At 63.8% G+C, this 26099-nt stretch carries 21 protein-coding genes; 17 read left to right on the forward strand and 4 right to left on the reverse strand.

Annotation, left to right across the window (positions count from 1 at the left end; translation table 11 throughout):
* Positions 1-180: 180 nt before the first annotated feature.
* From JL2886_RS13905 to JL2886_RS13920, 4 genes are all read left to right on the forward strand, one after another.
* Complete coding sequence (locus JL2886_RS13905) at positions 181-1971, forward strand: acyclic terpene utilization AtuA family protein (protein ID WP_065272556.1); 1791 nt, start codon at positions 181-183, stop codon at positions 1969-1971.
* A gap of 129 nt (positions 1972-2100) precedes the next feature.
* Positions 2101-3717: an acyl-CoA carboxylase subunit beta gene (locus JL2886_RS13910; protein WP_065272557.1), complete on the forward strand. Its 1617-nt coding sequence runs from the start codon at positions 2101-2103 to the stop codon at positions 3715-3717.
* Positions 3718-3731: 14 nt separating this feature from the next.
* Positions 3732-5702 carry an acetyl/propionyl/methylcrotonyl-CoA carboxylase subunit alpha gene (locus tag JL2886_RS13915; protein WP_065273709.1) on the forward strand — a complete coding sequence of 657 codons (1971 nt, stop codon included), beginning with the start codon at positions 3732-3734 and terminating at the stop codon, positions 5700-5702.
* Positions 5699-6841 (forward strand): nitronate monooxygenase, encoded by a 1143-nt coding sequence (locus JL2886_RS13920; protein ID WP_065272558.1) that lies wholly within the window; start codon positions 5699-5701, stop codon positions 6839-6841. The genes JL2886_RS13915 and JL2886_RS13920 overlap by 4 nt, the downstream gene beginning before the upstream one ends.
* Positions 6842-6859: 18 nt before the next feature.
* On the opposite strand, the gene JL2886_RS13925 is transcribed toward JL2886_RS13920, so the two are convergent.
* The gene (locus JL2886_RS13925; RefSeq protein WP_065272559.1) at positions 6860-7396 is read right to left on the reverse strand and encodes a GNAT family N-acetyltransferase; all 537 of its coding nucleotides are present in this window, start codon (positions 7394-7396) and stop codon (positions 6860-6862) included.
* Positions 7397-7611: 215 nt separating this feature from the next.
* Here JL2886_RS13925 and JL2886_RS13930 point away from each other — a divergent pair, with 215 nt between their 5' ends.
* The 3 genes from JL2886_RS13930 (at position 7612) to JL2886_RS13940 (ending at position 10513) form a co-directional block, all read left to right on the forward strand.
* Positions 7612-9252: a sulfatase-like hydrolase/transferase gene (locus JL2886_RS13930; RefSeq protein WP_065272560.1), complete on the forward strand. Its 1641-nt coding sequence runs from the start codon at positions 7612-7614 to the stop codon at positions 9250-9252.
* A gap of 200 nt (positions 9253-9452) precedes the next feature.
* On the forward strand, positions 9453-9767 hold the full coding sequence (locus tag JL2886_RS13935; RefSeq protein WP_065272561.1) for a DUF2834 domain-containing protein: 315 nt from the start codon (positions 9453-9455) through the stop codon (positions 9765-9767).
* Positions 9768-9862: 95 nt separating this feature from the next.
* Positions 9863-10513 carry a GntR family transcriptional regulator gene (locus tag JL2886_RS13940; protein WP_065272562.1) on the forward strand — a complete coding sequence of 217 codons (651 nt, stop codon included), beginning with the start codon at positions 9863-9865 and terminating at the stop codon, positions 10511-10513.
* Positions 10514-10519: 6 nt separating this feature from the next.
* On the opposite strand, the gene JL2886_RS13945 is transcribed toward JL2886_RS13940, so the two are convergent.
* Positions 10520-11209: a type 1 glutamine amidotransferase gene (locus tag JL2886_RS13945; protein ID WP_237028375.1), complete on the reverse strand. Its 690-nt coding sequence runs from the start codon at positions 11207-11209 to the stop codon at positions 10520-10522.
* 97 nt (positions 11210-11306) lie between these two features.
* Between JL2886_RS13945 and JL2886_RS13950 the strand changes: the two genes are divergently transcribed.
* The 4 genes from JL2886_RS13950 (at position 11307) to JL2886_RS13965 (ending at position 15248) form a co-directional block, all read left to right on the forward strand.
* Positions 11307-12566, forward strand: coding sequence for a cytochrome P450 (locus tag JL2886_RS13950; RefSeq protein WP_065272564.1), 1260 nt, complete (start codon positions 11307-11309; stop codon positions 12564-12566).
* Positions 12567-12745: 179 nt separating this feature from the next.
* On the forward strand, positions 12746-14035 hold the full coding sequence (locus JL2886_RS13955; protein WP_065272565.1) for a glutamine synthetase family protein: 1290 nt from the start codon (positions 12746-12748) through the stop codon (positions 14033-14035).
* Between the two features lie 30 nt (positions 14036-14065).
* Positions 14066-14383, forward strand: coding sequence for a 2Fe-2S iron-sulfur cluster-binding protein (locus JL2886_RS13960; RefSeq protein WP_065272566.1), 318 nt, complete (start codon positions 14066-14068; stop codon positions 14381-14383).
* 130 nt (positions 14384-14513) lie between these two features.
* The gene (locus tag JL2886_RS13965; RefSeq protein ID WP_237028376.1) at positions 14514-15248 is read left to right on the forward strand and encodes an FkbM family methyltransferase; all 735 of its coding nucleotides are present in this window, start codon (positions 14514-14516) and stop codon (positions 15246-15248) included.
* A 173-nt stretch (positions 15249-15421) separates the two neighbouring features.
* On the opposite strand, the gene JL2886_RS13970 is transcribed toward JL2886_RS13965, so the two are convergent.
* The gene (locus tag JL2886_RS13970; protein ID WP_065272568.1) at positions 15422-16777 is read right to left on the reverse strand and encodes an aspartate aminotransferase family protein; all 1356 of its coding nucleotides are present in this window, start codon (positions 16775-16777) and stop codon (positions 15422-15424) included.
* A 76-nt stretch (positions 16778-16853) separates the two neighbouring features.
* Positions 16854-17633: an IclR family transcriptional regulator gene (locus JL2886_RS13975; RefSeq protein ID WP_065272569.1), complete on the reverse strand. Its 780-nt coding sequence runs from the start codon at positions 17631-17633 to the stop codon at positions 16854-16856.
* 181 nt (positions 17634-17814) lie between these two features.
* On the opposite strand from JL2886_RS13975, the gene JL2886_RS13980 reads away from it, so the two are divergent.
* The 6 genes from JL2886_RS13980 to JL2886_RS14000 all read left to right on the forward strand — a co-directional run bounded on the left by JL2886_RS13980 (position 17815) and on the right by JL2886_RS14000 (position 26098).
* Positions 17815-18759 (forward strand): tripartite tricarboxylate transporter substrate binding protein, encoded by a 945-nt coding sequence (locus JL2886_RS13980; RefSeq protein ID WP_065272570.1) that lies wholly within the window; start codon positions 17815-17817, stop codon positions 18757-18759.
* A 73-nt stretch (positions 18760-18832) separates the two neighbouring features.
* Positions 18833-19363: a tripartite tricarboxylate transporter TctB family protein gene (locus JL2886_RS13985; RefSeq protein WP_065272571.1), complete on the forward strand. Its 531-nt coding sequence runs from the start codon at positions 18833-18835 to the stop codon at positions 19361-19363.
* Between the two features lie 24 nt (positions 19364-19387).
* Positions 19388-21007 carry a tripartite tricarboxylate transporter permease gene (locus tag JL2886_RS13990; protein ID WP_065272572.1) on the forward strand — a complete coding sequence of 540 codons (1620 nt, stop codon included), beginning with the start codon at positions 19388-19390 and terminating at the stop codon, positions 21005-21007.
* The gene (locus JL2886_RS19255; RefSeq protein WP_082996089.1) at positions 20914-22356 is read left to right on the forward strand and encodes an aldehyde dehydrogenase family protein; all 1443 of its coding nucleotides are present in this window, start codon (positions 20914-20916) and stop codon (positions 22354-22356) included. Before JL2886_RS13990 ends, JL2886_RS19255 begins: the two co-directional genes overlap by 94 nt.
* Before the next feature lie 17 nt (positions 22357-22373).
* Positions 22374-23606, forward strand: a complete 1233-nt coding sequence (locus JL2886_RS13995; RefSeq protein WP_065272573.1) for a Tm-1-like ATP-binding domain-containing protein — start codon at positions 22374-22376, stop codon at positions 23604-23606.
* Between the two features lie 398 nt (positions 23607-24004).
* Positions 24005-26098 carry a 3-hydroxyacyl-CoA dehydrogenase NAD-binding domain-containing protein gene (locus JL2886_RS14000; protein ID WP_065272574.1) on the forward strand — a complete coding sequence of 698 codons (2094 nt, stop codon included), beginning with the start codon at positions 24005-24007 and terminating at the stop codon, positions 26096-26098.
* Position 26099 lies beyond the last annotated feature (1 nt).

Consider the following 26099-nt stretch of genomic DNA (forward strand, 5'->3'; position numbering starts at 1 on the left):
ACACATTTTCGAAATCTGAATGACTTAACGTCCTTTTCCAACGGCGCGGATTTTCTGTTGCGGCCTGCCTGCGCTTTCAGGCAGGCTGAAACAGAACGATCGGTCTGTTGTGGTGTGGAGGACATCGCGACAGCTTTGCTAGGCCTGAAACAGGCGCATTGCGTCACGGGGGGAGAGGACATGGCGGATATTCTGCGCATCGGCGGCGCCAGCGGCTTCTGGGGGGATGCTGCGCTGGCCACACCGCAGGTGCTGGCAGCGGGCGGGCTGGATTTCATCGTCTATGACTACCTGGCCGAGATCACCATGGCGATCCTGGCCCGCGCGCGCGCCAAGGATCCGGGCGCAGGCTACGCCACGGATTTCGTCAGCGGCGCCATGGCGCCCAACCTGTCCCAGATCGCGGCGCAGGGTGTGCGGATCATCTCCAACGCGGGTGGGGTGAACCCCGGCGCCTGTGCTGCAGCCCTGCGCGAGGAAATCGCCCGGCAGGGGTTGTCGTTGAAAGTGGCCACCATCGAAGGCGACGATCTGACCGGGCAGGCTGAAGAGATCGCCGCAACAGCCCCGATCGAGATGTTTTCCGGCGCGCCTTTTCCGCCCAAGGACAAGATCGCCAGCATCAACGCTTATCTTGGCGCCTTTCCCATCGCCGCCGCGCTGGACCGGGGCGCTGATATCGTCATTACAGGTCGTTGCGTCGACAGCGCCGTCACCCTTGGCGCCTGCATCCATCATTTCGGCTGGGCGCCGCAGGATCTGCACCAGCTCGCAGGCGGGTCACTGGCAGGGCATATCCTGGAATGCGGACCGCAGGCCACGGGTGGGAATTTCACCGATTGGCGCGATGTGGTGCAGGGGCTGGACCGCATTGGCTATCCCATCGCCGAAGTCTGCCCCGATGGCTCCTTTGATGTCGTGAAGCCCGAAGGCACCGGCGGGCTGGTCTCTTGCGGCACGGTGGGCGAGCAGATGCTCTATGAGATCGGCGATCCGCAATCCTACGTGCTGCCGGATGTGATCTGTGACTTCTCGAATGTGACACTGACAGAGACTGGTCCCGACCGGGTGCATGTGGCCGGGGCCAAGGGCCTTGGCGTGCCGGAGGCCTATAAGACCTGCCTGACCCATGCCGATGGCTATCGCGGCGGGCATATTTTCACCTTCTACGGGCTGGAGGCCGAGGAAAAGGCCCAGGCCTTTGCCGATGCGGCGCTAGCGCGAACTCGGGCGGCTTTGACCCGCATGAACGCGCCCGATTTCACCGATGTCAGCGTGGAGCTGATCGGCGCCGAAAGCCAGTTCGGCGCGATGCGCCAAAGCGCCCCGGCGCGCGAGATCGCTGCCAAGATTGCGGTGCGCCACGTCGATGCCCGCGCCATTGGCCTTTTCATGAAAGAGGCAACCGGCCTGGGTCTTGCCACACCGCCGGGCCTTTCAGGATTTGCGGGCACACGGCCCCGGCCCAGCCCGGTGCTGGCGCTGTTTTCTTACCTCACGCCAAAGGATCAGGTGCCGGTGACGCTGCGCGACGGGGCGGGAGAGGTCGAGATCCCGGCGGCTGCGCCGCAGCCCGCCGATCCGCCCAAGCGCCCTGCGCTGCCGGTAGCTTCGGCAGCGAATAGGGTGGTCGAGGTGCCGCTCGTGCGCCTGGCCTATGGGCGCAGCGGTGACAAGGGTGACATCGCCAATATTGGCATTCTCGCCCGTCGCCCAGACTTCATGCCCTGGATCTGGTCCGCGCTGGATGAGGACCATCTGCGGCGCGTGTTTGGCCATTTCACCAAAGGCCGGATTGAGCGGTTCTACCTGCCGGGCAGCCAGTCGATGAACATCCTGCTGCACGGCGCGCTGGGCGGGGGCGGCACCTCCTCCCTGCGCAATGACCCGCAGGCCAAGGGATACGCGCAACTGCTGCTGGCCGCCCCGGTGCCGGTGGATGCGGATCTGCTGGGGGGGTGGGATGAATAACGAGGTGTCAGCCAGAAGGGCAGAGCTCGTCCGCGGGCGGAAGCGAAGCGCCCGCCCATGGGGGCGGACGGGCGCTGCCCGGCCTGTTGGCCGGGCGGGACAAGGCAAGATGATACAGGGAGCCGTGACATGACAGTCTTTCAAAGCCGGATCAGCCCGGCCAGCGATGCCTTTCAGCAGAACCGCGCCGAGATGCTGGCGCTGGTGGATCGGATGCGCACATTGGAAGCCCGCGCGGCGGCGAAATCCGATGAGCGCCGCCCGGTCTTTGACAAACGCGGCCAGCTTTCTCCGCGCGAACGGATCTCGGCGCTCTTGGATCCCGGCATGCCCTTTGTCGAGCTTTACAACATGGCCTCATACCTCGTGGATGACCCGGACCCGGAGACCTCGATCCCCGGTGCCTCGATCATCACCGGGATCGGCTATGTCTCGGGTGTGCGCTGCATGGTCTTTGCCGATGATGCGGGGATCAATGCAGGGGCGATGACTGGAAAATCGGTGGACAAGGCGCTGGGCGCGCTGGAGATCGCGCATCGGCAGAAGCTGCCCTTTATCCATTTGGTCGAAAGCGCGGGCGCCGATCTGATGCGCTATACGGTGGAACTCTGGGCCCATGGCGGCGGCATGTTTGCGGGGCTTGCAAGGCTCTCGGCGGCGGGCATTCCGGTGATCACGGTGCTGCATGGCGCATCGACCGCCGGGGGCGCGTATCAGCCGGGACTGTCGGACTATGTGATCGGGGTCAAGGGCAACGGCATGGCGATGCTGGCGGGTGCCGCGCTGGTGCAGGCCGCCACCGGAGAGGTCGCCAAGGACGCCGACCTTGGCGGTGCCGAGATGCACGCCGAGGTGACCGGACTGGTGGAGTACCTCGCCGAGGATGACGCCCACGGGATCGAGATCGCCCGCGATGTGGTGGCGGGGCTGGGCTGGCCTTCGGGGGCTGCGCAGGTTCCAGACTATGATGCGCCGCAATACGACCCCGATGAACTGGCGGGCGTTGTGCCGGTCGATTACCGCAAACCCTACGACATGCGCGAGGTCGCGGCGCGGATCGTGGATGGCTCGCGCCTTTTGGATTTCAAACCGGGCTATGGGCCTGCAACCCTGTGTCTGCAGGCGCGCATTATGGGGCAGCCCGTTGGGATCCTCGCCAACAACGGACCCATCGACCCGGACGGCGCCACCAAGGCGACGCATTTCCTGCAGGCGATGGATCAGGCGGGCACGCCGGTTGTCTTTCTGAACAACACCACCGGCTACATGGTCGGCACCGAGTATGAGCGCGGCGGCATGATCAAGCATGGCTCCAAGATGATCCAGGCGGTCACCAATCTGCGGGTGCCCAAGATCTCGCTCTATGTAGGGGCCAGTTTCGGGGCCGGGAATTATGGCATGTGCGGCCATGCCTTTGGCGCCGACTTCTTGTTCACCTGGCCCAACGCGATGACCGGCGTGATGGGCGGGGAACAAGCCGCGCTGACCATGGAGCAGGTCGCCCGCCGCACCGCCGAACGCAAAGGGATTCCGGTGGATGAGGAACGACTTGCCGCCCAGCGGGCCAAGATCACAGCGCATTTCGACCGGCAATCGGACGCCTTTTACACCTCGGGGCATATGCTCGACATGGGGATGATCGATCCGCGCGACACACGCCGGGTGATCGGCTTTTGCCTTGCCACCTGCGCCGAAGGGCGGGCCCGCGATCTGCGGCCCAACGCCTTTGGCGTGGCGCGGGCATGACGGGGGAGACGGACATGACACAGATCACATCACTCCTTGTGGCCAACCGGGGCGAGATCGCTCTGCGCATCATGAAAACCGCCCGCGCCATGGGCATCACCTGCATCGCGGTCCACACCGAGGCGGACGCGGGCAGCCCGCATGTGGCTTTTGCCGACCGCGCCATCTGCATTGGAGCGGGGCCTGTGGGCGACAGTTATCTTGCGGCGGAAAAACTGATCGCGGCAGCGCGGGAGGCGGGTGCGGATGCGGTGCATCCGGGCTATGGCTTCCTGTCGGAAAGCGCCGAATTCGCAAGCGCCTGCACAGGGGTGGGCCTCATCTTCATTGGCCCCGGTGCAGAGGCGATTGCGCTGATGGGCAATAAGGCTGCCGCGAAGCGCCGCATGATCGCGGCGGGGGTGCCTTGTGTGCCGGGATACGAGGGTGAAGACCAGTCGGCGGATGTCTTGGCGGCAGAGGCAGACCGCATCGGCTATCCGGTGATGATCAAGGCGGCAGCAGGTGGCGGCGGGCGAGGCATGCGTCTGGTGGAGGCACCAGCGGAGTTTGCAGGCGCATTGGGGCTGGCGCAAAGCGAGGCTTTGTCCGCCTTTGGATCAGACGAGGTGATCCTGGAAAAGGCGGTGATCCGCCCGCGCCACGTGGAAATACAGGTCTTTGCCGACAGGGATGGCAACACGATCCATCTGGGCGAACGCGATTGTTCCGTGCAGCGCCGCCATCAAAAGGTGGTGGAGGAAGCGCCAAGCCCGGCGCTGGATGCGGATCTGCGCGCCCGCATGGGCGCCGCCGCCGTGGAGGCCGCCCGCGCCATTGGCTATGTCGGCGCCGGCACGGTGGAGTTCCTGCTGGACGACAGCGGTGCCTTCTACTTCCTTGAGATGAACACGCGTCTGCAGGTGGAGCACCCGGTCACCGAAATGGTCACCGGTCTGGATCTGGTGGCGCTGCAGATCCGCGTGGCGGGGGGGCAGCCCCTTGGGATCGTGCAAGAGGATGTAACCCTCTCGGGCCACGCCATCGAGGTGCGCCTTTACGCCGAAGACCCCGCGCAGGATTTTCTGCCGCAGGCCGGGCGCATTGCCCTCTGGCAGGCGCCGACGGGCGTGGGCATCCGCATCGATGCAGGGATTGTCAGCGGGCAGGAGGTCTCTCCCTATTATGATCCGATGCTGGCCAAGGTGATTGCCCATGGCGCGACCCGGGCCGAGGCTCTGGAACGGCTCATCGGCGCCCTGAAGGATCTCGCCCTCTTCGGCCCCGCCAGCAACCGCGACTTCCTGCTCAGGGTGCTGAGCCATCCGGAATTCGCCGCAGGCAAAGCGACGACCGGTTTTATTGCAGATCATCTGCCTGAGGATCTGACCACACTGCTCGGATCGGCGGAGATCGCCCTGGCAGCGGCGCTGATCTACCGCGCCGATCAGGCTGCGGCGGCGCGGGCCAGCGGTGTGGCGCCCGAGCTTCTTGGCTGGTCCGCGCAAGGGGCTTTGCAATCGCGGATGAAGATCGCCGCCGGTGAAGCGGTCCATGATCTGCGGCTCAGCGAGACGGGCGGTGTCTTGACCGTCGCAGGGGGGGAGTGGTCGCATCAGGTGACCGGGCTGGACAGCGCGCTGCGCGTGGATGGCACCCGCGCGGATCTGCGGCACACTCATATGGAGGGCGACCGTCTTTTCCTGGCGACGGGCGCGCGCATTTTCGAGGTCACGCGCATCCGCGCCGGGGCCAGCGCGGCAGCAGGAGAGGCTGATGGCCAGATCACCGCGCCGATGCATGGCGCGCTCTTGGAGGTCTGCGTCGCGGCGGGCGACAGTGTCACGCCGGGCAGCCGCCTCGCGGTGCTGGAGGCGATGAAGATGCAGCATGAAATCCTTGCCGCTGCTGCAGGCGTGGTGGCCGAGGTTCCGGTCGCTGCAGGCACACAGGTCAAGGCAGGCGATCTGTTGGTTTCCATCGACGTGGAAGGCGGCGCGGCATGAAATCGGATCTGTGCAAACAGCTTGGCATTGAATTTCCGCTCTTTGCCTTTTCCCATTGCCGCGATGTGGTGGCCGCCGTCACCAATGCGGGCGGCATGGGCGTCTTTGGCGCCGCGATGATGAGCCCCGAGCAGCTTGAAGAGGAACTAAGCTGGATCGACGATCACGTGGACGGGCGACCCTATGGCGTCGATCTGATCGTGCCCAATAAGTTCGAGGCCAAGGGGCAGGACATTCCTGACGAACAGATCCTTGCCATGGTGCCCGAGGGGCATAAGGAATTCGCCGCCTCGGTGCTGCGCGACAAGGGCCTTGATCCCGGAGATCTGGACGCGCGGCGGCAGGAGCTGTTGGTCTTTCGCGACAATATCAGTGCGGACGGGGCACGACGCAGTCTGGAGGTCGCCTTTCGCCACCCCATCGCGCTGATTGCCAATGCGCTGGGCGTGCCGCCTGCCGATATGCTGGAGATGGGCAAGGCGCATGGGGTTGCCGTGGCTGCGTTGGTCGGTACCGCACAGCACGCCCGCGCGCAGGTCGCTGCCGGGGTGGATATCATCGTCGCCGCAGGCGGAGAGGCCGGCGGGCACACGGGTGAGATTTCCACCATGGTGCTGGTGCCCGAGGTGGTTCAGTCCATCGCCGATATGGGCGCTGATGTGCCCGTGCTGGCGGCGGGCGGCATCGCCAGCGGTGCGCAGATGGCGGGCGCCATGGCGATGGGGGCGGCAGGGGCCTGGTGCGGCTCGGTCTGGCTGACGACCGCCGAGGCGGAGACCAACCCGGTGGTGAAGGAAAAGATGCTGGCGGCCAGCAGCGCCGATACGGTGCGGGCGCGGTCGCGCACCGGCAAGCCCTCGCGCCAGCTGGTCAGCGGCTGGACCGAGGCCTGGGAGGGGAAAGGCGCGCCCAAACCGCTGCCGATGCCCTTGCAGACGCTGGTATCTGAACCGGCGCTGGCGCGGATCGACCAGCTGAGCCAGACAGGCGACGCAGGCGCGCAGGAGCTGGCCACCTATTGGGTCGGGCAGGGCGTTGGTCTGATGACGCAGGCCATGTCCGCAGGCGCGGTGGTGCAGGCCTTCAAGGAGGATTTCCTGCGTGGCTATGAGCGGCTTCAGGCGGCGCTGGAAGGGTGAGGCAAGGCGCTGGAGCGGTCAGTCGCCGGTGTAGTGCAGCACCGTGTTGGGATAGCCGGTGCCGTCGATCTCAAAGACGGTTTCGCCAACCGAGGCAAATCCCTGACGGTGATAAAACCCGATGGCGGGAGTGTTTTCGGAGTTCGTGGAGAGCCACGGCGCGCCCAATCCCTTGGCGCGGCAATGGTCCAGCCCGGCCCGCAACAGCGCCTGTCCGATGCCTCGCCCGTGGTGGCGCGGCTGCACGTAAAGGGTTGTGATCTCGGTCTTCGCGCCGCCGACTGGTGAGGGGCGATCTTCGGTGATCCGGATATAACCATCGATCCCGACCCGGTTCTGCGACACGATCAGCGTCTCACCCGGGTCCTGCAGCAGCGCGGCGAAATGGGCGGGGGTAAAGGTCTCCAGCACAAAGGTGGCAAAGGTGTCATTAACGCCTTCGCGCAGGTAGGTGCCGGTCCAGACCTCGATCGACAGCGCCGCCAGCGCGGCGCAATCGGTGGTTTTTGCCGGGCGCAGCTGCAGGAGGTGTTTGGTTTGGGGCTTTGCGGACATGGGGTCTTTCCGTTTTCTGTCTGCGCATCCGTTGCGCCGCAACAGGGATCACATCCCGGCAGCGGTGGAAATGGCGCGCCTGCATTTCGCGCTGCGGTTGCGGCGCGGCGGCAACAGGCCGTGCGCTCTGATCTTAGGCTTTTGCGGCTGGCCTTCTTGCTTCACCTGTTTAATAGTTTGCTGACAAATCGCGGAGCAACGGGAGGGGAGCGCCGATGAATATTCTCTACATCATGTTTGACCAGTTGAGGTTCGATTACCTCAGCTGTGCGGGGCACCCTCATCTGCAGACGCCGCATATCGATGCGCTGGCAGCAAAGGGCGTGCGCTTTACCCGCGCCTATGTGCAGTCGCCGACCTGCGGCTCGTCGCGGATGTCCAGCTATACCGGGCGCTATCCTTCCAGCCACGGGGTGCAGTTCAACGGCTATCCCCTGCGGGTTGGGGAATGGACTATGGGCGATCACCTGCGCCGTGCCGGGATGGGCTGCCATCTGATCGGCAAGACCCATATGGTGGCCGATGCCGACGGGATGGAGCGTCTGGGGCTGGCGCCCGACAGTGTGATCGGCGTGCGGCAGAGCGAATGCGGCTTTGATCCATTTATCCGCGACGACGGGCTTTGGGCCGAGGGGCCCGATGGGTTCTACGACGCCAAGCGCAGCCCGTATAACGAATACCTGAAATCCAAGGGCTATCCTGGCGAAAACCCATGGAACGACTTTGCCAATGCCGGGGTCGAGGGCAACGACGTCGCCTCGGGCTGGTTCATGGTCAATGCCGACAAGCCCGCCAATATCGCCGAAGAAGACAGCGAAACCCCCTGGCTGACCACCCAGGCGATGGAGTTTATCACTCAGGCTGAGGCGAAGGGTGATCAGCCCTGGTGCGCGCATCTGAGTTATATCAAGCCACATTGGCCCTATATCGTTCCGGCGCCCTATCACGACATGTACGGCCCCGAACACGTGCTGCCTGCGGTGCGTTCGGAAGCGGAGCGGGAAGATCCGCATCCGGTCTTTGGCGGCATGATGAACAACCGGATCGGCAAGACATTCTCGCGTGATGAAGTGCGCGAGCGGGTGATCCCCGCCTACATGGGGCTGATCAAGCAGGCTGACGACCAGATGGGTCGGCTGTTCGCCTGGCTAGAAGAGACCGGGCGCATGAAGGACACGATGATCGTGGTGACCTCAGATCACGGCGATTATCTGGGTGATCACTGGATGGGCGAGAAGAACCTGTTTCACGAACCGTCGATCAAGGTGCCGCTGATCATCTACGATCCGCGCGCCGAGGCCGATGTCACCCGGGGCACTACCTGTGATGAGCTGGTGGAGGCGATCGACCTGTTGCCCACCTTCCTTGAGGTCGCAGGCGGCGCTCCGGCGCCGCATATCCTGGAGGGACGCTCACTGATGCCGCTGCTGCGCGGGGAGGAAACCGAGTGGCGCGATCACGCGGTGGCGGAATTCGATTACGCCACCAACCCGATCTGCGAAACGCTGGGGCTGGCGCCAAAGGATGCGCGGCTGTTCATGGTTGTGGACCGGCGCTGGAAGTTCATGCATGCCGAAGGTGGCCTGCGCCCGATGCTGTTCGATCTGGAAACCGACCCGGACGAGCTGGTGGATCTGGGCGCCAGCGCCGAGCATGCCGAGGTGATCGACCTGATGTACGACCGGTTGCTGGCCTGGGGGCTGCGCATGTCCCAGCGCATCACCCTGTCGGATGAACAGATTGCCGCACGCCGTGGCAAGGCGCCGCGCAAGGGCATCCTGCTGGGCGTCTATGAACCGGATGAGCTGGCGCCCGAGCTGACAGCGAAATACCGGGGCGCTGTTCCGTCAGAGTAGGGCAGGGAATACGGGGAGGCTCCCGCCCGGCCGGGTCCTTTTGAAAAAGGACGCAGGCCCGTTGGGCCGGGCGCCGCGCAGGGCGCGGCGCTGCACCGTGCAAAGCACGGTGCCATGCCCAAGGCCTCCAGGGACGACCCGGCCCCGCCGGTTGACCTGCGGGCGCGGGAGCCTGCGCTCCCTTCGTGAGGAGAAATCACATGCGCACATTCTATGCCGTTTCAGCCATCATCGGCACGTTGGTGCCTTGGCTGTTCTTCGGCTCCTTCTTTGCCCTCAACGGGATTGATATCCCGGCCTTTCTGCGTGGGTTGTTTGCCAATGGCGCGGCGGCAGGGTTCTCTGCCGATGTCCTGCTGTCGATGCTGGTGTTCTGGGTCTGGAGCTGGCGGGACGCCCGCGATCTGGGCCTGCGCCGCTGGTGGTTGGTCCTACCTGCAGGCTGCACCGTCGGGCTATCCCTTGCACTGCCGCTGTATCTCTGGATGCGCGAAGGGCGGATGGGCCCGGCCTGATCTTGTCAGACTGCCGGGGCCGGGCGCCGTTGCCTCTGGCCGGGGGGCACCCTATCCTGCGGCCAAAGCCAAAGAGGCGGGAGAACGGAACAGGCATGGCCGGGCAGAGCGAGCAGCTACTCAACGCGATCCTCAGCGATATCGACGCCGGGCGGCTGAGCCCGGGCGATGTGCTGGACGAAGCGGGTCTTGTGGCCCGCCACAATGTCTCGCGCACGCCTGTGCGCGAGGTATTGATCCAGCTGGAAACCGCCGGGCTGATCCGCCGCCTGCCGAGGAAGGGCGCGGTGCTGTTCAAACCGACGCTGGAGGAGTTCCTCGCCATCCTCGAAGTGCACGCCAAGCTGGAAGGACAGGCCGCGGGCCTTGCCGCGCGCCGCATGACCAAGGCGCAAGCCGCGGAACTGGAGCGTATTGTTTCTGCCTGCGAGGCGCACGCGGCCGAGAAGGGCGACGGCGATCCCGATGGTTACTATCAGCTAAACCTGCGCTTTCACGAGGTGATCGCGCTCGGCTCGGGCAATCCCTTCCTTGTGGAGATGATCAAGACGAACGCGCGCAAGCTGATGGCCTATTACCGGGCGCGCTATCGCTATCCCGGTTCCATCGCGCAATCGGCCAAGGACCACCGCAGGCTGGCTGGGTTGATTGAGGCGCATGACAGCGCAGCAGCGGAGGCCGAGATGGCCGCTCATGTGCAATTTGATCAGGTCACGGTGATGGATCTCTTGGCGGCGCTGGGCTGAGCTGCCTCAGCCGATGCCCTGCTCGAAGAACCGCGCCAGCGCCTCGGTGAAGCGGGCCTGATCAGATGTCTCCGCAAGGCTTGCCACAGCCTGCGCATGCACATCTTCCGGCAACATGCCCTTCATTTCCTCGGTCAGGGCGGTGATGAAGACATGGCTCATTTCCGGGTGATGCTGGGTGGTCCAGATGTGGCGGCCGATGGTGAACCCCGCGATCATGCCGTTGCTGGTGGCTGTCCGCACCGCGCCCTGCGGCATGGCGCAGACGCATTCCTTGTGAGACCCATAAAGGCGCAGGGGATCCGGCAGCTCCCGCGCCCAGGGCGGGGTGTTTTGCAAGGCGTTGAGCGTCAGCCCCTGCACCCAGCCGCAGGGGTTGACGCCAAGGCTGCCGCCAAGGGCAAGTGCCACGGCCTGATGGCCAAAACAGGCGCCGAACAGCGGCTGTTTGCGGGTGTTCATGTCTCGAATCAGATCCATCAGCGGTGCGATCCAGGGCAGATCATCGCGGACCGAGGCCGGGCTGCCGGTAATCATCGCACCGTCAAAATCCGCGATGTCCTTGGGGAACACGCCATCCTTTACCGAAAAGACCGAAACGTCCCAGCCGGGGCGGGCCATGTGGATGAGGTCCGCGAACTTTTCTCCATCCTTGGGGTGGTGCGCGGCAAAGTCGCTCTCGTCCGTGTTGGTCATCAGAATGGCCAAGTGCATGATATGACTCGCAAGATTTTCGTTTACATATTTATGAGGTCTAATAATATACACAAAGCAACCATTCGGGAAGCCCCTCATGACGATCTGGACACCGCAGGACGACGGCTTTGCCGATCTCAGCAGCCACGACACCTTTGCCAATGGCGCGCCGCATAACACCTTTGCCCGGCTGCGCCGCGACGATCCCCTGCACTGGACGGAATACGCGGGCGGTGAAAACTACTGGTCCGTCACCCGCTATGAAGACATCACCGCGATGAACAAGAACACCGAGGTGTTTTCCTCGGCGCGCGGTATCCGGATGGAGGATCAGTCCTACGAGGAATATCTCGCCCGCCGCACCTTTCAGGAGACTGATCCGCCGGAGCATTCCAAGGTGCGCATGAAGCTGATCAAGGCCTTCTCCAAGACCACCATGGCGCAATACGAAGAGGATATTCGCACGCTTTGTGCCGAGATCCTGGATCAGGCGCTAGCGAAGGGCACATTTGACGCCACCAAGGAAATTGCCCGGCAATTGCCGATGCGGATGCTGGGGCGCGTGGTGGGCCTGCCGGAGGAAGACCTGCCCTGGCTGGTGGAAAAGGGCGATGCGCTGATTGCCAATACGGACCCGGATTTCACCACCCATGTGCTCGACAAGATGGACACGGATGAATTCCGCATGATGCCGTTTAACTCTCCGGCGGGGGCGGAACTCTATGTCTATGCCAAGGAGCTGATGGAGGCGAAGGCGAAGAAGGGCGACACCTCTGGCGTTTTGAACCTGATCCTGGAACCGGCCAAGGACGGATCCACCATCACCGAGACCGAGTTCCGCAATTTCTTCTGCCTGCTTGTTGCAGCAGGCAACGATACCACGCGCTATTCGATTGCGGCTGGCATTCAGGCCATGTGCCATCAGCCCGAGCTGCTCGCGCAGATGCAGGCGGGCGGCGCGGTGTGGGACACGGCGGCGGATGAGATCATTCGCTGGGCCACGCCTGCGCTTTACTTCCGCCGCACCGCGACCCGCGACGTTGAGATGCACGGCAAGACGATCCGGGCAGGGGACAAGGTGCTCTACTGGTTCATCTCGGCTAACCGGGACGAAAGCTATTTCGGTGATCCTTTCCGCGTCGACCTGATGCGCAGCCCCAACCGGCATGTGTCCTTTGGGCAATTCGGCCCGCATGTCTGTCTTGGCATGTGGTTGGCCCGGCTGGAGGTCACGGTGCTGTTTCAGGAGCTGGCCAAGCGGATTTCGCATATCGAGGCAGCGGGGCCGCATAAATTCCTGCGCTCCAACTTTGTCGGCGGCATCAAGGAATTGCCGGTGCGGGTTAAGGCGGCTTAGGCTGGGATAAACCTTTGGTCCGGGGCAAAGGCCCGGACAGCGCCCGACCTCCCGCACGGGAGGGCGCTTACGCACCCACCCGAGGTCGGCCGCTGTCCTCTGGTGGTTGGGTGAAATGATATGGGCATAACGGCACGCAAAAGATGCCGCAGCCCGTCCAACAGGAAGGACCTTGAGCTATGAAGACCCGCCTGCGCGCGATGTTCTGCGATCACCTCAGCATCATGCGGGGAAAATACCTCCCCAATTCCAAGATCGGTGACGATGCCACGCGGTTCTGCCGCTCGGTCTTTGGCACCCATTACGACAAGGACCTGCTGGACGCGCCGGGATCCCTGGTCAAACAGGGCCTGCCGGATATGGAGCTGAAATGGCTGCACGATGATATCCGCGACAGCTGGCATGCCTCGACCAAGGTGGTGCTGGGTGACCTCTACGACGATGCGGGGGAGCCGCTCTCCCTTTGCCCGCGTGGGGCGCTGAAACGGGCAGTGGCGGCCTGGTCCGCCAAGGGGCTGCAGCCCAAGGTGGGGATCGAGCTGGAAGCCTTTGCCCTGCAGGCCGATGAGAACGGCCGCCTGATGCCATACGATGCGCCGGGTGGCGTGGTCTATGGCACCGGCCCTTTTGCTGACCCCTTGCGGTTCAACGACCGGATCTGGGCGATGGCGGATGAGATGGGCTTTAGCCTTGATATGATCACCGCTGAATTCGACAGCCCCCAGTTCGAATACACGCTGACCTTTGATGATGCGGTGAAGGCAGTGGACGATATCGTGCTGTTCCGCCTGATGGCGCGGGAGATCGCGCTGGAATACGGCATCGTGCTGACCTTCATGCCCAAACCCATCGCCGAGGCGGGCGGATCGGGCATGCATATCAATTATTCCTTCGTGGACGAGGCGGGCGGCAATGCGCTGTCCTCAGGCCCGCGTGGCGGGCCCGAGCACATGAACGATCTGGCGCGCGGCTGCCTTGCTGGTGTGCTGCACCACCACAAGGGGTTGGCCGGTCTGATTGCACCGACCGCAAACAGTTACATGCGGCTGCAGCCCGGCAGCTTGTCGGGGTACTGGCAGAACTGGGGCGGCGATCACCGCAACGTCACCACAAGGATCAGCTCCGAAGGCGGCGCCAAGGCGCGGCTGGAACACCGGATGGCCGATGCCTCGGCCAATCCCTACACGGCGGTGGCGGCGGTGCTGCAGGCGTCTCTCTTGGGGGTCGAGAAGGGTTACTCCCTGCCGCCGATGGAAACCGGCGACGGTTTTGACCGCACCGATGCGCGCGAAGGTACGGCGATCGACCTGAAAGGCGCGGTGACGGATCTGGAGCGCGACACGGTTCTGGCAAAGGCAGTCGGGGAGGAACTGGTGGCAAACCACGTCTTCATGAAACGTAAGGAAGTGCGCAAGACCCGCGATCTGGAAGGCGACGGGATGCGCGATTTCTATGTGCATTTTGTCTGACTGCGGCAGGCGGGACCGAGTGGGGGAGAGATGACAGTGAAAGTGACCTGGAAACTGCCGGATGGCACAGAGATCACCGGCGCAGCGGAAAACGGGCAGAACCTGATGCAGGCCGCGCTGGCTCATGATGTGCCGGGGATCATCGGTGAATGCGGCGGCACGCTCAGCTGCGCCACCTGCCATGTCTATGTGGATCCGGCCTGGTCCGACAAATGCGGTGCGCCCGAGGATTTCGAGGACGCGATGCTGGATATGGCCGAGGAACGGCGCGACAGCTCCCGCCTCAGCTGCCAGATCGAGGCGAGCCCGGATCTGGACGGGCTGGTGCTGATCGTGCCCGAAGAGTAACGCGCCCGGCGAAACAGCGGTGCCCGGCGCGGCTGCTCTTGTCTTTGGTCCGGGCGCTGCGCAGTCTGCGCCAGACCAACAACGGGACGAGGGCAAGCGCGTGGCGGAGACAGGGCAGAGGGCAGACGATTTGGAATTGCAACCCGATGTCGTGGCGGCCAATTGTCTTGGCGTTCTGGTGCCGCAATCAGGCTTCCTCAATGAAAAGCGCATCGCCCGGATCAACGCGGCCCGCTATGAGGGGCAGGAGATTGCCGGTGCGCTGCATGTGATCGAAAAGGGCGACCGGGTGCTGGAAATCGGCGCCGGGATCGGTGTCGTCGGTGGCGTGATGGCGCGCCACAGTGGGGCAGAGCGTATTCTATCGTTCGAGGCCAACCCGCAGCTGATCCCGGTGGTTCGCGCGCTCCATGCGATGAACGGGCTGGAAGAACGGATCGAGGTGCGCAACGAAGTGCTGGTGACGGCGCCCGATGCGCCGGAGGCGATGGAATTCCATGTGCGCAGCAGCTACCTCGGCTCTTCCCTCCTGAACCCGGAGGGGCGCCCCTCGGACCTGGTCCGGGTGCCGACGCGGTCCTTTGCAGAGGTTTGCGCCGAGCTGAAACCCAATATTCTGATCATGGATATTGAGGGAGGCGAGCTGGAACTGCTGCGCCACATGGATCTGTCGGGTTTCCGGGGCGTGGTGCTGGAATTCCACCCCGAGGCCTATGGCATCGGCGGCATGCGGGAATGCAAGAATGTGCTGCGGGATGCCGGATTTACCCGCATCGCGGAGAAGTCGACCCGCATCGTCTGGACCTGTCTGCGGATGGAGGTAAAGGTCGAGGGCGATGGGGCCTCTGTAGCGGAAACCACCTGAACTCTCGAAATAAAGTGCGCTGGCTGTACCCCGGTGCCGCGCCGCGTCAGCGGCGCTACCGAGAGGCGCGGTCCCGAAGCGGAGGCTTCGGGACCGCCATGGTATCTGGTGGCCTGTGCCGGGCCATTGGCCCGGCACAGGCGCCCGCGCACGAATGCAGAGCAAAGCGCAGATCAGCTGGCGGCAGCAAGGCCCGCATCAAGGGCCGAAAGGATGGTGCTGACATCGGCGGCCTCCAGCACCAGCGGCGGCGACAGGATGATATTTGGACCAGAGACCCGCACCATGGCGCCCGATTGATAGGCAACCTCCTGCACCATGCCGATGGTCTTCTTGTCGATCGGGGTCTTGCTGACGTGATCGCCAACCAGTTCCAGCGCGCACATCAGCCCGTGGCCACCACGCACATCACCGATGAGGCCGTATTTGTCCTTCAGCGCCAGAAGACCCTCGTGCAGTTCCGCGCCGCGCGCTGCGGCGTTTTCCGGCACGTTGAGGCGTTTGGTTTCCGCAAGGCAGGCGAGCGCCGCGGCCGCCCCCACCGGGTGGCCGGAGTAAGTGTAGCCGTGGCCAATGGCCGCCTTGCCGCTTTCGTCGCTCTCAAAGACCTCGGCCACCCCATCGGCGATCATCACCGCGCCAAAGGGGAAATACCCATTGGTGATCGCCTTGGCGGTGCACATCAGGTCGGGCTGCACCCCCCAGTGACGCGATCCGGTCCAGGAGCCGGTGCGGCCAAAGGCGGTGATCACCTCATCCGCGATCAATAGAATCCCGTGTTTCGAGCAGATCTGCCGCACGCCGGGCATGAAGCTTTCATGTGGCGGGATCACCCCGCCGGCGCCCAGGATCGGCTCCATGATGAAGGCGGCGATGGTGCCTGCGCCCTGAAAGGCGATCTCATCCTCCAGCGCCTGCAGGCAGAGCTGGGCCAGACGCTCGGGATCACTCTCATTGAAGGGGTTGCGATAGGTATAGGGCGCCGGGATGTGGTGGCAGCCGGGTAGAAGCGGTTCGTACTGGGTGCGGAAATTCGCGTTTCCGTTGACCGAGGCGCCGCCCATATGGGTGCCGTGATAGCCCTTCTTGAGGCTGAGGAACTTGGTGCGCCCCTCCTGACCGCGGATCTTGTGGTACTGGCGCGCCAGCCGCAGGGCGGTTTCCACCGAGTCCGAGCCGCCCGAGGTGAAGAACGCGCGGCTGAGGCCGTCGGGGGCAAAGAAATCCTTCAGCTCTTCGGCCAGTTGGATCACCTGATCGTTGGTGGTGCCCCGGAAGGTGGAATAATAGGGCAGGACATCCAGCTGCGCGGCGATGGCATCCTTCACTGGCTGGCAGGAAAACCCGAGGTTCACGTTCCAGAGGCCCCCGACCGCATCCACGACCTCGTGCCCGTCAACATCGGTGATCGAAACGCCCCGGGCGCCGGTCACGATGGTGGGGGGATTGGCAAGGCTGTCGGCCGGATGCGCCATCGGGTGCCAGAGTGATTTGGCGTTATGTTCTTTGAGGAAATTGGAATCTTTCATGGAACGAGCTCCTGATTGCGGGGCCATCCGGCGGCGCCGGTGGGGGAAAGGCGGAAAAACGGGATCATATGCGGCATCATGCGGCGGCCTCTTGGGGGTAGTCGGCCGGGGCGGCGCCGCCGATACGATGGGTCAGGGTCTGACCGGCGCGGTGCAGGGCGGCGGGGATCAGAACGGATTGTTCCGGCGTCATGCGGGACACCGGCGCGGCCACGGCAAGGGCGCCGATCACCTGCCGGTCGGCGCCAAAGACCGGCACCGCATGGGAATGCACCTCGGCTTCGAAGCCGCCGATGGATTGCGCCATGCCGCTGCAACGGACCTCTTCCAGCTGGCGGCGAATCTCTTCCGGATCGGTTACGGTGGCGGCGGTGTGGCTGTGCAGCGGCCCGGACAGAACCGCATCGACGAACTCGGGATCGGCATAGGCCAGAACGGCCAGGCCGGAGGCGGTGCCGTGATAGGTCAGAACCTCGGCATCCTCCATCATCACCCGGGCGGCGTGGCGCGGCGAATAGGCGTGGCTAAGTGAGTTGAGCTGGGTGCCCTGCACCAGCGACAGATGGGTGGTTTCCCCGGTTTCCTCGCTCAGATCCTTCAGCACCCGGCGCGAGACGGACAGGATCGGAACCGCGGCTTCGCGTAGGGCGGCGAGGCGCAGGACCTGCGGACCCAGCCGGTAGGACCGGTCGCCATCGGCCTGTTCGACAAAGCCTGATTCCTGCATTTCACCCATCAGCCGATAAACAGTCGCCTTGTTCATGCCTGACAGGCGCGTGAGATCGCTGAGGCCGATCTCGGTGCGGCCATGATTGAAATATGTCAGCAATGACAAGGCTTTGGAGACTGTACCCATGTGGTTCGGCGATCCCGTAAGTGCTGTGTGATCAGGCAAAGTCCAGGAATTTCCGCCTCTGCCTTTCAAATTTGTTGACAGATAACCGGGGAGGCTGTCAATCTAAATTCAAACCAACGGTTCGAATAATGAACCAACATGACCCAACAGAGTCCAACTGACAGCAACCGGGAGACTTGCAATGAAACTGACCACCATCGTCAAAGGCGCAGCGGCGGCCACCGCCCTTGGCCTCAGCGCCGTTGCGGCGCAGGCCGAGTATCCGGAAAAGCCGGTGAACTTCATCGTGCCTTGGCCTCCGGGCGATCTGGAAGACGTGCTGACCCGGATGATCGCCGAGGATTTCCAGAACGAATACGGCGTCGCGGCGGCGGTGGTGAACAAGCCCGGCGGTGGCGGTGGACCCTTCCCCGGTGCGATCGAGGTCGCCAATGCGCCCGCTGATGGTTACACCATCGGCTCCTTCGTGATCGGCGTGCCGGTTGTCGGTCACCAGATCGACATCCCGCCGCTGACCCCGGCCAAGTTCGACCCGCTGGGGATCTTCCTGACCTATCCCTTTGTCATCGCAACCTCGGGCGATGCGCCCTATTCCTCGATGGAGGAACTGGCAGCATACGCCAAGGAAAACGACGTGGCGCTGGGCCATTTCGGCGACGTGCTGACCCCGACCCAAGTGACCAAGGCCTTTGCCAAGAACGCCGGTTTCGAATGGGGCTCTGACGCGGCCTTTGACGCGCTGGATTGCAACACCCTGGCCTCGGGCGATGCGGATGTGATCAACACCACGCTGCAGCTGATCCTGCCCTGCCTTGATGATGTGAAGGTGCTGGTCTCGATCACCGATGAACGCATTCCGCTGGTGCCCGATGCGCCTGCGATCGGCGAGCTGGACGACAGCCTCAACATCGCGCTGTGGAATGGTCTCTTCGTGACCAAGGACACGCCGCAGGACGTGCGCGACAAGATCATCGCGGTGGCCGAGAAAACCGTGATGAGCGAACGCGCCCAGAACGTGGCCAAGGAAACCGGCGCGCTGATCTACTGGCAGAACGCCGAGGACAGCGCCGCCCGTGTGGCCGCTGACATCGACACAATGGCGCGGATCGGTTCGATCCTCGAATAAGCCATCCTCCCGGATCGGGGCGCCTCGCGGGCGCCCCGGACCCTTGTTTCCTGCGCGACAGAAGTTCCCCTCCATGACGACAGAACGCGAACGCCGTTTTCCCGGACCCCGGCGCGGACAGCTGGTTTTTGCCCTTGGGTTTCTTGGGCTTTCCGTGCTGCTGCTGGTGCTGATTGGTGATCAGACCGCTTGGGTGAAAAAGACCAAACTCTTTGCCCAGCCCCGGTTCTGGCCCGGCGTGGCCCTGGGCGGCATGGTTCTGATGGGGGGCTTGCATCTCTACCGGCTGCCCTGGCGACGCACGACGCGGTTCGACCTGAACGAGGCCCGGCGCTGGGGGCAGGCGGTGGAATACGTCGCCTGGTTCATGGCCTACGTGCTGCTGGTGCCGCTTGTGGGCTATCTGCCGGTGACGCTGGTCTTCGTGCCGCTGCTGACCTGGCGCATGGGCTATCGCAGCCGCCTGATGCTGTGGACCAGCGCTGGTTTCGCCCTTGCCGTGGTGCTGGTGTTCAAGGGGCTGCTATCGGTGAAGATCCCCGGCGCGCTGCTCTATGAATATCTGCCGGGGGCCCTGCGCAGTTTTGCCATCCTCTACCTCTAAGCCTTCAGTTTAACGGGATCCCCGATGGACCTTATTCTTTCTGCAATCGAGATCCTGATGCGCTGGGACGTGGCGCTGGCGCTGCTGGCCGGATCCATCGGCGGCGTGCTGATCGGTGCCATCCCCGGCGTCGGCCCGGCGGTGGCGATTGCCATCCTGCTGCCCGCGACATTCTCGATGGATCCCATCGTGGGGCTGACCGTGCTGCTCGGCATCTACGGCTCCTCCATGTACGGTGGTGCCATTCCGGCGATCCTGATCAACACGCCCGGCACGGCGGTCAACGCGCTGACCACCTATGACGGCTACCCGATGACCGCGCGGGGGGAACCGCGACGCGCGCTCAGCCTTGCCTATTCCGCCAGTTTCTTTGGTGGCGTTTTCTCGGTCATCTGTCTGATCCTTTTTGCCCCGGTGCTGGCTAAGGTGGCGCCGATGTTCGGCAGTCGCGAGATCTTCCTCGCCGCGCTGCTGGGCCTCTTGCTGGTGGTGGTGGCCCATCGCGGGCAGGCGCTAATCGCAGGGGCGCTCGCTTGCTTTGGCATTTTCCTCAACACCATCGGCATGGAGCCGGTGAAATACACCCAGAGATACACCTTCGGGCAGGATTTCCTAGGCGGTGGCATCAACCTCATAGTCGTGGTTCTTGGGCTGTTTGCGATCTCTCAGGCTTTTGTGCTGCTGACGGATGAGGACGAGAAGATCCGTCTGACACGCCTGCGCGGCGGCATGTTCCAGGGCTTGCGAGAGCTGTCGCGCCATCCCCGTGTGGCGTCAGTCTCTGCCGGGTTTGGCGTCTTGATGGGGATGATTCCCGGCGTCGGCGAATTCACTGCGCAGTTCATGTCCTACACCTATGCGCAGAAGACCTCCAAACGACCGCAGGATTTCGGGCGCGGGTCGTCCGAAGGGCTAATCGCCGCCGAAACCGCCAATAACGCCGTGCCCGCCGCCGCCATGGTGCCGCTGCTGGCGCTGGGTATTCCGGGTGAGGCGCTGACGGCGATGATGCTGAGCGTCTTTTACGTCCATAACGTGGTGCCGGGGCCGGGGCTGTTCCAGAACGACATGGATTTCGTGGTGGCGCTCTATCTCGCGCTCTTGATCCTCAACGTGCTGGTGCTGATCTTCCTTCTGTTTGCGACCCGCAGCCTGATCCAAGTGGTCAGGATCCCCAATCGCTTCCTTGGCGTCTGTATCCTGACGCTCAGCTTTGTCGGGGTCTATTCCCTGCGCAACTCTGCCACCGACTGCGTGATGGCGGCGGCATTTGGTCTGGTGGGCTATGTGCTGAAGCGCCTGTCGCTGCCTGCGGTGCCGATCATCCTTGGCATGGTTCTGGGCGGCATCATGGAGGTGAAGCTGCGCGCGGCCATGGCGCGGGTCAAAACCCCCCTTGATTTCATCGACCGCCCGGTGGCGTTCATCCTGTTTTCCATCATCATACTGGTCCTTGTGATGCATACCGTCCGCATTTTGCGCGACCGCAAGGAGCTGAAGGAGGCCGAATGGCAGACCAAAACCTCATCAACGAACTTCGGCGGGCTGATGTGGCGCCGCAAAAACTCTTTCTTGAAGGATCGTGGCAAGCAGGTTCGGGCACGCCATGCGAAGTTACTTCGCCGATTGACGGATCTGTTCTGACCACGCTTGAAGGCGCGTCAGCGGCGGATGTGGAGCGTGCGGTGGCTGCTGCCCGCGCCGCGTTTGAGGATGGCCGCTGGTCGCGCCTTGCGCCCGCTGCGCGGAAAAAAGTGCTGCATAAGATCGCCGATCGGATCGAGGCGGAGGCACTGTCGCTGGCCGTTCTGGGCGTGCGCGACAATGGCACCGAAATGGGCATGGCGCTGAAGGCCGAGCCGGGATCGGCGGCGGGCACCTTCCGCTATTATGCGGAGGCGCTGGACAAGGTCGCGGGAGAGGTCGCTCCCACCGCCCCCGATGTGCTGGGGCTGGTGCAGCGCGCGCCGGTGGGCGTCGTCGGCGCCATCGTGCCGTGGAATTTCCCGCTGATGATTGGCGCCTGGAAACTGGCGCCTGCACTGGCGATGGGCAATTCGGTGGTCTTGAAACCCGCCGAGACCGCCTCGCTGTCGCTGTTGCGTTTGGCCGAGATCTGCGCCGAATGCGGTCTGCCGGATGGGGTGCTGAACGTGGTCACCGGCGCGGGCGCAGAGACCGGCGCGGCGCTGGCCGAATCCATGGGCGTCGATGTGCTGGCCTTTACCGGATCGGGCGGCACCGGACGCAAGCTGCTGGAGGCCTCGGCGCGCTCCAACCTCAAACGCTGCTATCTGGAGTTGGGCGGCAAATCCCCCAATATCGTCTTTGCCGATGCCCCCGATCTGCGTCACGCGGCCAAGGTTTCGGCGGCGGGAATCTTCCGCAATTCAGGGCAGGTCTGCGTGGCTGGGTCACGCCTTCTGGTCGAAGCCTCGGTGCATGATGAATTCGTCGCCATGCTGATCAACGAGGCCGAGGCGCTGCGGGTGGGCGACCCGCTGGATCTGGGCAATCATATCGGTGCGGTCAATTCCGAGGACCAGCTGCGGCGCAACCTGTCTTTCATGGATATGGCCCGCGCCGAAGGTGGTCAGGTGGTGACCGGCGGCAACCGGATCCTGCAGGAGAGCGGCGGCACCTATATGGCGCCCACCATCGTGACCCACGTTGCACGGGACCATGCCCTGTTCCAGCGCGAGGTCTTCGGACCGGTGCTGTCGGTGACCAAGTTCGAAACCGAGGAACAGGCGCTGGCGCTGGCGAATGGCACCGATTTCGGCCTTGCCGCCGGGGTTTGGACCGCGAACCTGTCCCGTGCCCATCGCATGGTCGCGGGCATCCGCGCGGGGGTGGTCCATGTGAACACCTATGGCGGCGCAGATAATACGGTGCCGCTGGGCGGGGTCGGGCAGTCCGGCAATGGCCACGACAAATCGCTGCACGCACTCGACAAATACGTCGATCTGAAAACCGCCTGGATCCAGCTTTAACCGGAGGCAATGACAAGATGCCCGATAAAACCATTCTGATCGCCGGGACCTATGACACCAAGGATGCCGAGCTGGCCTACCTGGCGGATGTGATCCGGGGGCAGGGCGGCGGCGTCCTGACCATGGATGTCAGCGTCTTGGGCGATCCGAGCCAGCCCACCGACATCAGCAAGCATCAGGTGGCCGAGGCAGGCGGCAGCTCCATCCAGGCCGCCATCGACAGCGGCGATGAAAACACCGCCATGCAGATCATGGCGAAAGGATCGGCAGCCAAGGCGCTGGAGCTTTATCGTGCTGGTTCCATCGACGGGGTGATCGTGCTGGGCGGCACCATGGGCACCGATCTGGCGCTGGACCTCTGTGCGGCGCTGCCGCTGGGGGTGCCGAAATATATCGTCTCCACCGTGTCTTTTTCACCGTTGATGCCGCCCGAGCGTATCCCGGCGGATGTGCAGATGATCCTCTGGGCCGGGGGGCTTTATGGTCTGAACTCGGTCTGCAAGGCTTCGCTGAGCCAGGCGGCGGGCGCGGTTCTGGGCGCGGCCCGTGCGGTGGAGCCGCCAAAGCGGGAGCGGCCACTGATCGGCATGACCTCCTTTGGTAAAACGGTGCTGCGCTATATGGTGACGCTGAAACCGGCGCTGGAGGACCGCGGCTATGAGGTGGCCGTCTTCCACGCCACCGGCATGGGTGGGCGGGCCTTTGAAAGCCTTGCCAGCGAAGGCGCCTTTGCTGCGGTGATGGATTTCGCCCCGCAGGAGGTGACCAATCACCTGTTCGGCGGTCTGTCGGCGGGCGCGGACCGGATGACCAATGCAGGAGCCGCGGGCACCCCGCAGCTGGTGGCGCCGGGCTGTTATGATCTGGTGGATTTTGTCGGCTGGCAAGAGACCCCGCCGCAGCTACAGGGGCGACCCAGCCATGCCCACAACCGGCTGCTGACCTCGGCGGTTCTGGACGCCGACGAGCGCCGCCTTGTCGCCCGTACCATCAGTGACAAGCTGCAAGGCGCCACCGCCCCGGTCGCGGTGCTGCTGCCCGAGCAGGGCTGCAACGAATGGGACCGCCCCGGCGGCGATCTGCACGATGCCGAGGGGTTGTCGGCCTTTTGCGATGAAATGCGCGCGGCCTGCCCGGGCATTGCGACGCTGCACGCGCTGGACTGTCATATCAACGACGCAGCCTTCGCTGAGAAGGCGCTTGAGATCTTCGATGGCTGGGTGGCTGAGGGACTGATTCCGCAGGGATAGACGTCTGCGCGCCTGCCGGATCACCAAATCTTGAAAGCGCAACAAGGGCGCCCGCGACAGTGGGCGCCCTTGTTGCGCGTTAGGGTGAAGAGAATAGGGTCTCGGTGTTTTGCTGCCGAAAATACTTCCTGCGCGCAATGATATTACTTGCCAGGCGAAGGGACGCGGCCTAGGGTGCTGTCAAATTAGTGGAACAATGTTCTACATAGTGGAATAGGGATTGACAGTCAGACCGCTGGCCTGAATTCTGCGGCTCCGCAGATGACGCCGGGTTCTGGCAAGGGCGGCAAAGACCGGCCTTGGCGCGCGGAGGAGGGCGTGGCTAGATCCCGACAGGAACAGGGGGCGTGTGCAAAAGGCCAGAGGCCCGCAGCCCCGCCAAGGAGAGGAAAATACGGATGACGGATGCCATTGGATACGAACGCGTTGGGGATATTGCGGTCCTCAAGGCGCAGAACCCGCCGGTAAATGCGCTGGGCCTGGACGTGCGCCAGGGCCTGGTGGACGGGATCGAGCGGGCCGAATCGGAAGGCGCCAAGGCGGTGCTGATCTATGGTGACGGTCGCACCTATTTCGCCGGCGCCGATATCCGCGAATTCGGCAAGCCGCCGCAGGGGCCGTTTCTGCCCGATGTCTGCACCCGCATCGAATCGTCGCCGCTTCTGGTGATTTCGGCGCTGCATGGCACCGCACTGGGCGGCGGTCTGGAGATCGCGCTTGGCTCGCACTATCGCATCGCCGTGCCTTCCGCGCGTATCGGTCTGCCGGAAGTGCTGATCGGCGTGATGCCGGGCGCCGGTGGCACCCAGCGTCTGCCGCGTCTGATTGGTATTGACGCCTCGGTTGACGTGATCACCTCGGGCCGTCAGGTCGGCGCCAAGGAAGCTTTGAGCCTCGGCATTTTGGACCGCGTCGAAGAGGGCGAGCCGCGCGAGATCGGCCTTGCCTATGCGCAGGAACTGCTGGATCAGGGCGCCCCGCGCCGCGCCATCAGCGAAATGCCCGCGCCCGAATCCGTCGATTTCGATGCGCTTTATGACTCTGTGCTGAAAAAAGGCCGCGGCCTGCTGGCACCTGCGGTTGCGATCCGCGGCATTCAGGCCTGCTGCGAGCTGCCGTTTGACGAGGGCATGAAGCGTGAGCGGGAACTCTTCATGGAGCTGATGAGCACCGATCAGCGGCAGGGCATGATCCATGCCTTCTTCTCGGAACGCGCAGTCAGCAAGCTGCCGGAGCTGAAGGGCGTTGAGCCGCGCGCGCTGAACAGCCTCGGCGTTATCGGTGGCGGCACCATGGGGGCAGGCATCGCCACGGCAGCGCTGCTGGCCGGTCTGCCTGTCGTAATGCTGGAGATGACCGCCGAGGCCGCCGAAGCCGCCAAGGGCCGCATCGCGGGCAACCTTCAGGGCGCGCTGAAGCGCGGCAAGATCAGCCAGGAGAAGTTCGACCATCTGACCGGTGAGGCGCTGACTCTCGCCACCGATTACGATGCACTGAGCGATGTCGATCTGGTGATCGAGGCCGTCTTCGAAGAAATGGGCGTCAAGAAAGAGGTCTTTGGTAAGCTGGATGCCGTCTGCAAGAAAGGCGCGATCCTGGCCTCTAACACTTCGTATCTCGATGTGAACGAGATCGCCGCCAGCACCTCGCGTCCCGAGGATGTGATCGGTCTGCACTTCTTCTCTCCGGCGCATGTGATGAAGCTCTTGGAGATTGTTGTTGCCGACAAGACCGCGCTCGACGTGGTTGCCACCGGGTTCGAGCTGGGCAAGCGGCTCAAGAAAATCTCGGTCCGCGCCGGCGTCTGCGATGGTTTCATCGGCAACCGGATCCTTGCCACCTATCGCAAGGCGGCCGATCACATGGTTCTGGACGGTGCCTCTCCGTACCAGATTGACAAGGCGCTGACCGATTTCGGTTTCGCCATGGGGCCTTTCGCGGTGGCGGATCTGGCGGGGCTCGACATCGGCTGGGCCGTGCGCAAGCGCAAGCGCGCCGAGGGCATGGACCCGCGCGAGCGTGACAGCAGCTACATGGACAAAATCTGTGAGGCGGGCAACTTTGGCCAGAAGACCGGCAAGGGCTATTACGTCTACGAGGCAGGCAAGCGCGGCGGCACCCCGAACCCCGAGGTGGCCGAGTTGATCGAGGCAGAGCGCGCCGAGAAGGGCATCACCCCGAAAGAGTTCACCGACGAAGAGATCGTGACCCGCTACATGGCGGCCATGGTCAATGAGGCCGCCAAGGTGGTGGGCGAAGGTATCGCGCGCCGTCCGCTGGACGTCGATATGACGCTGCTCTTCGGCTACGGCTTCCCGCGCTATCGTGGCGGGCCGCTGAAATGGGCCGACATGCAGGGGCTGGATACGCTTCTGGCGAACATCAAATCCTACGCCGAAGAAGACGATTATTTCTGGCAGCCCGCGCCGCTGCTGGAGCAGTTGGTTGCCGAGGGGCGCACATTCGACGATCTGAACAAGGAAAACAGCTGAT

Source organism: Phaeobacter gallaeciensis (assembly GCF_001678945.1).
GTDB classification, from domain to species: Bacteria; Pseudomonadota; Alphaproteobacteria; order Rhodobacterales; family Rhodobacteraceae; genus Phycobacter; species Phycobacter gallaeciensis_A.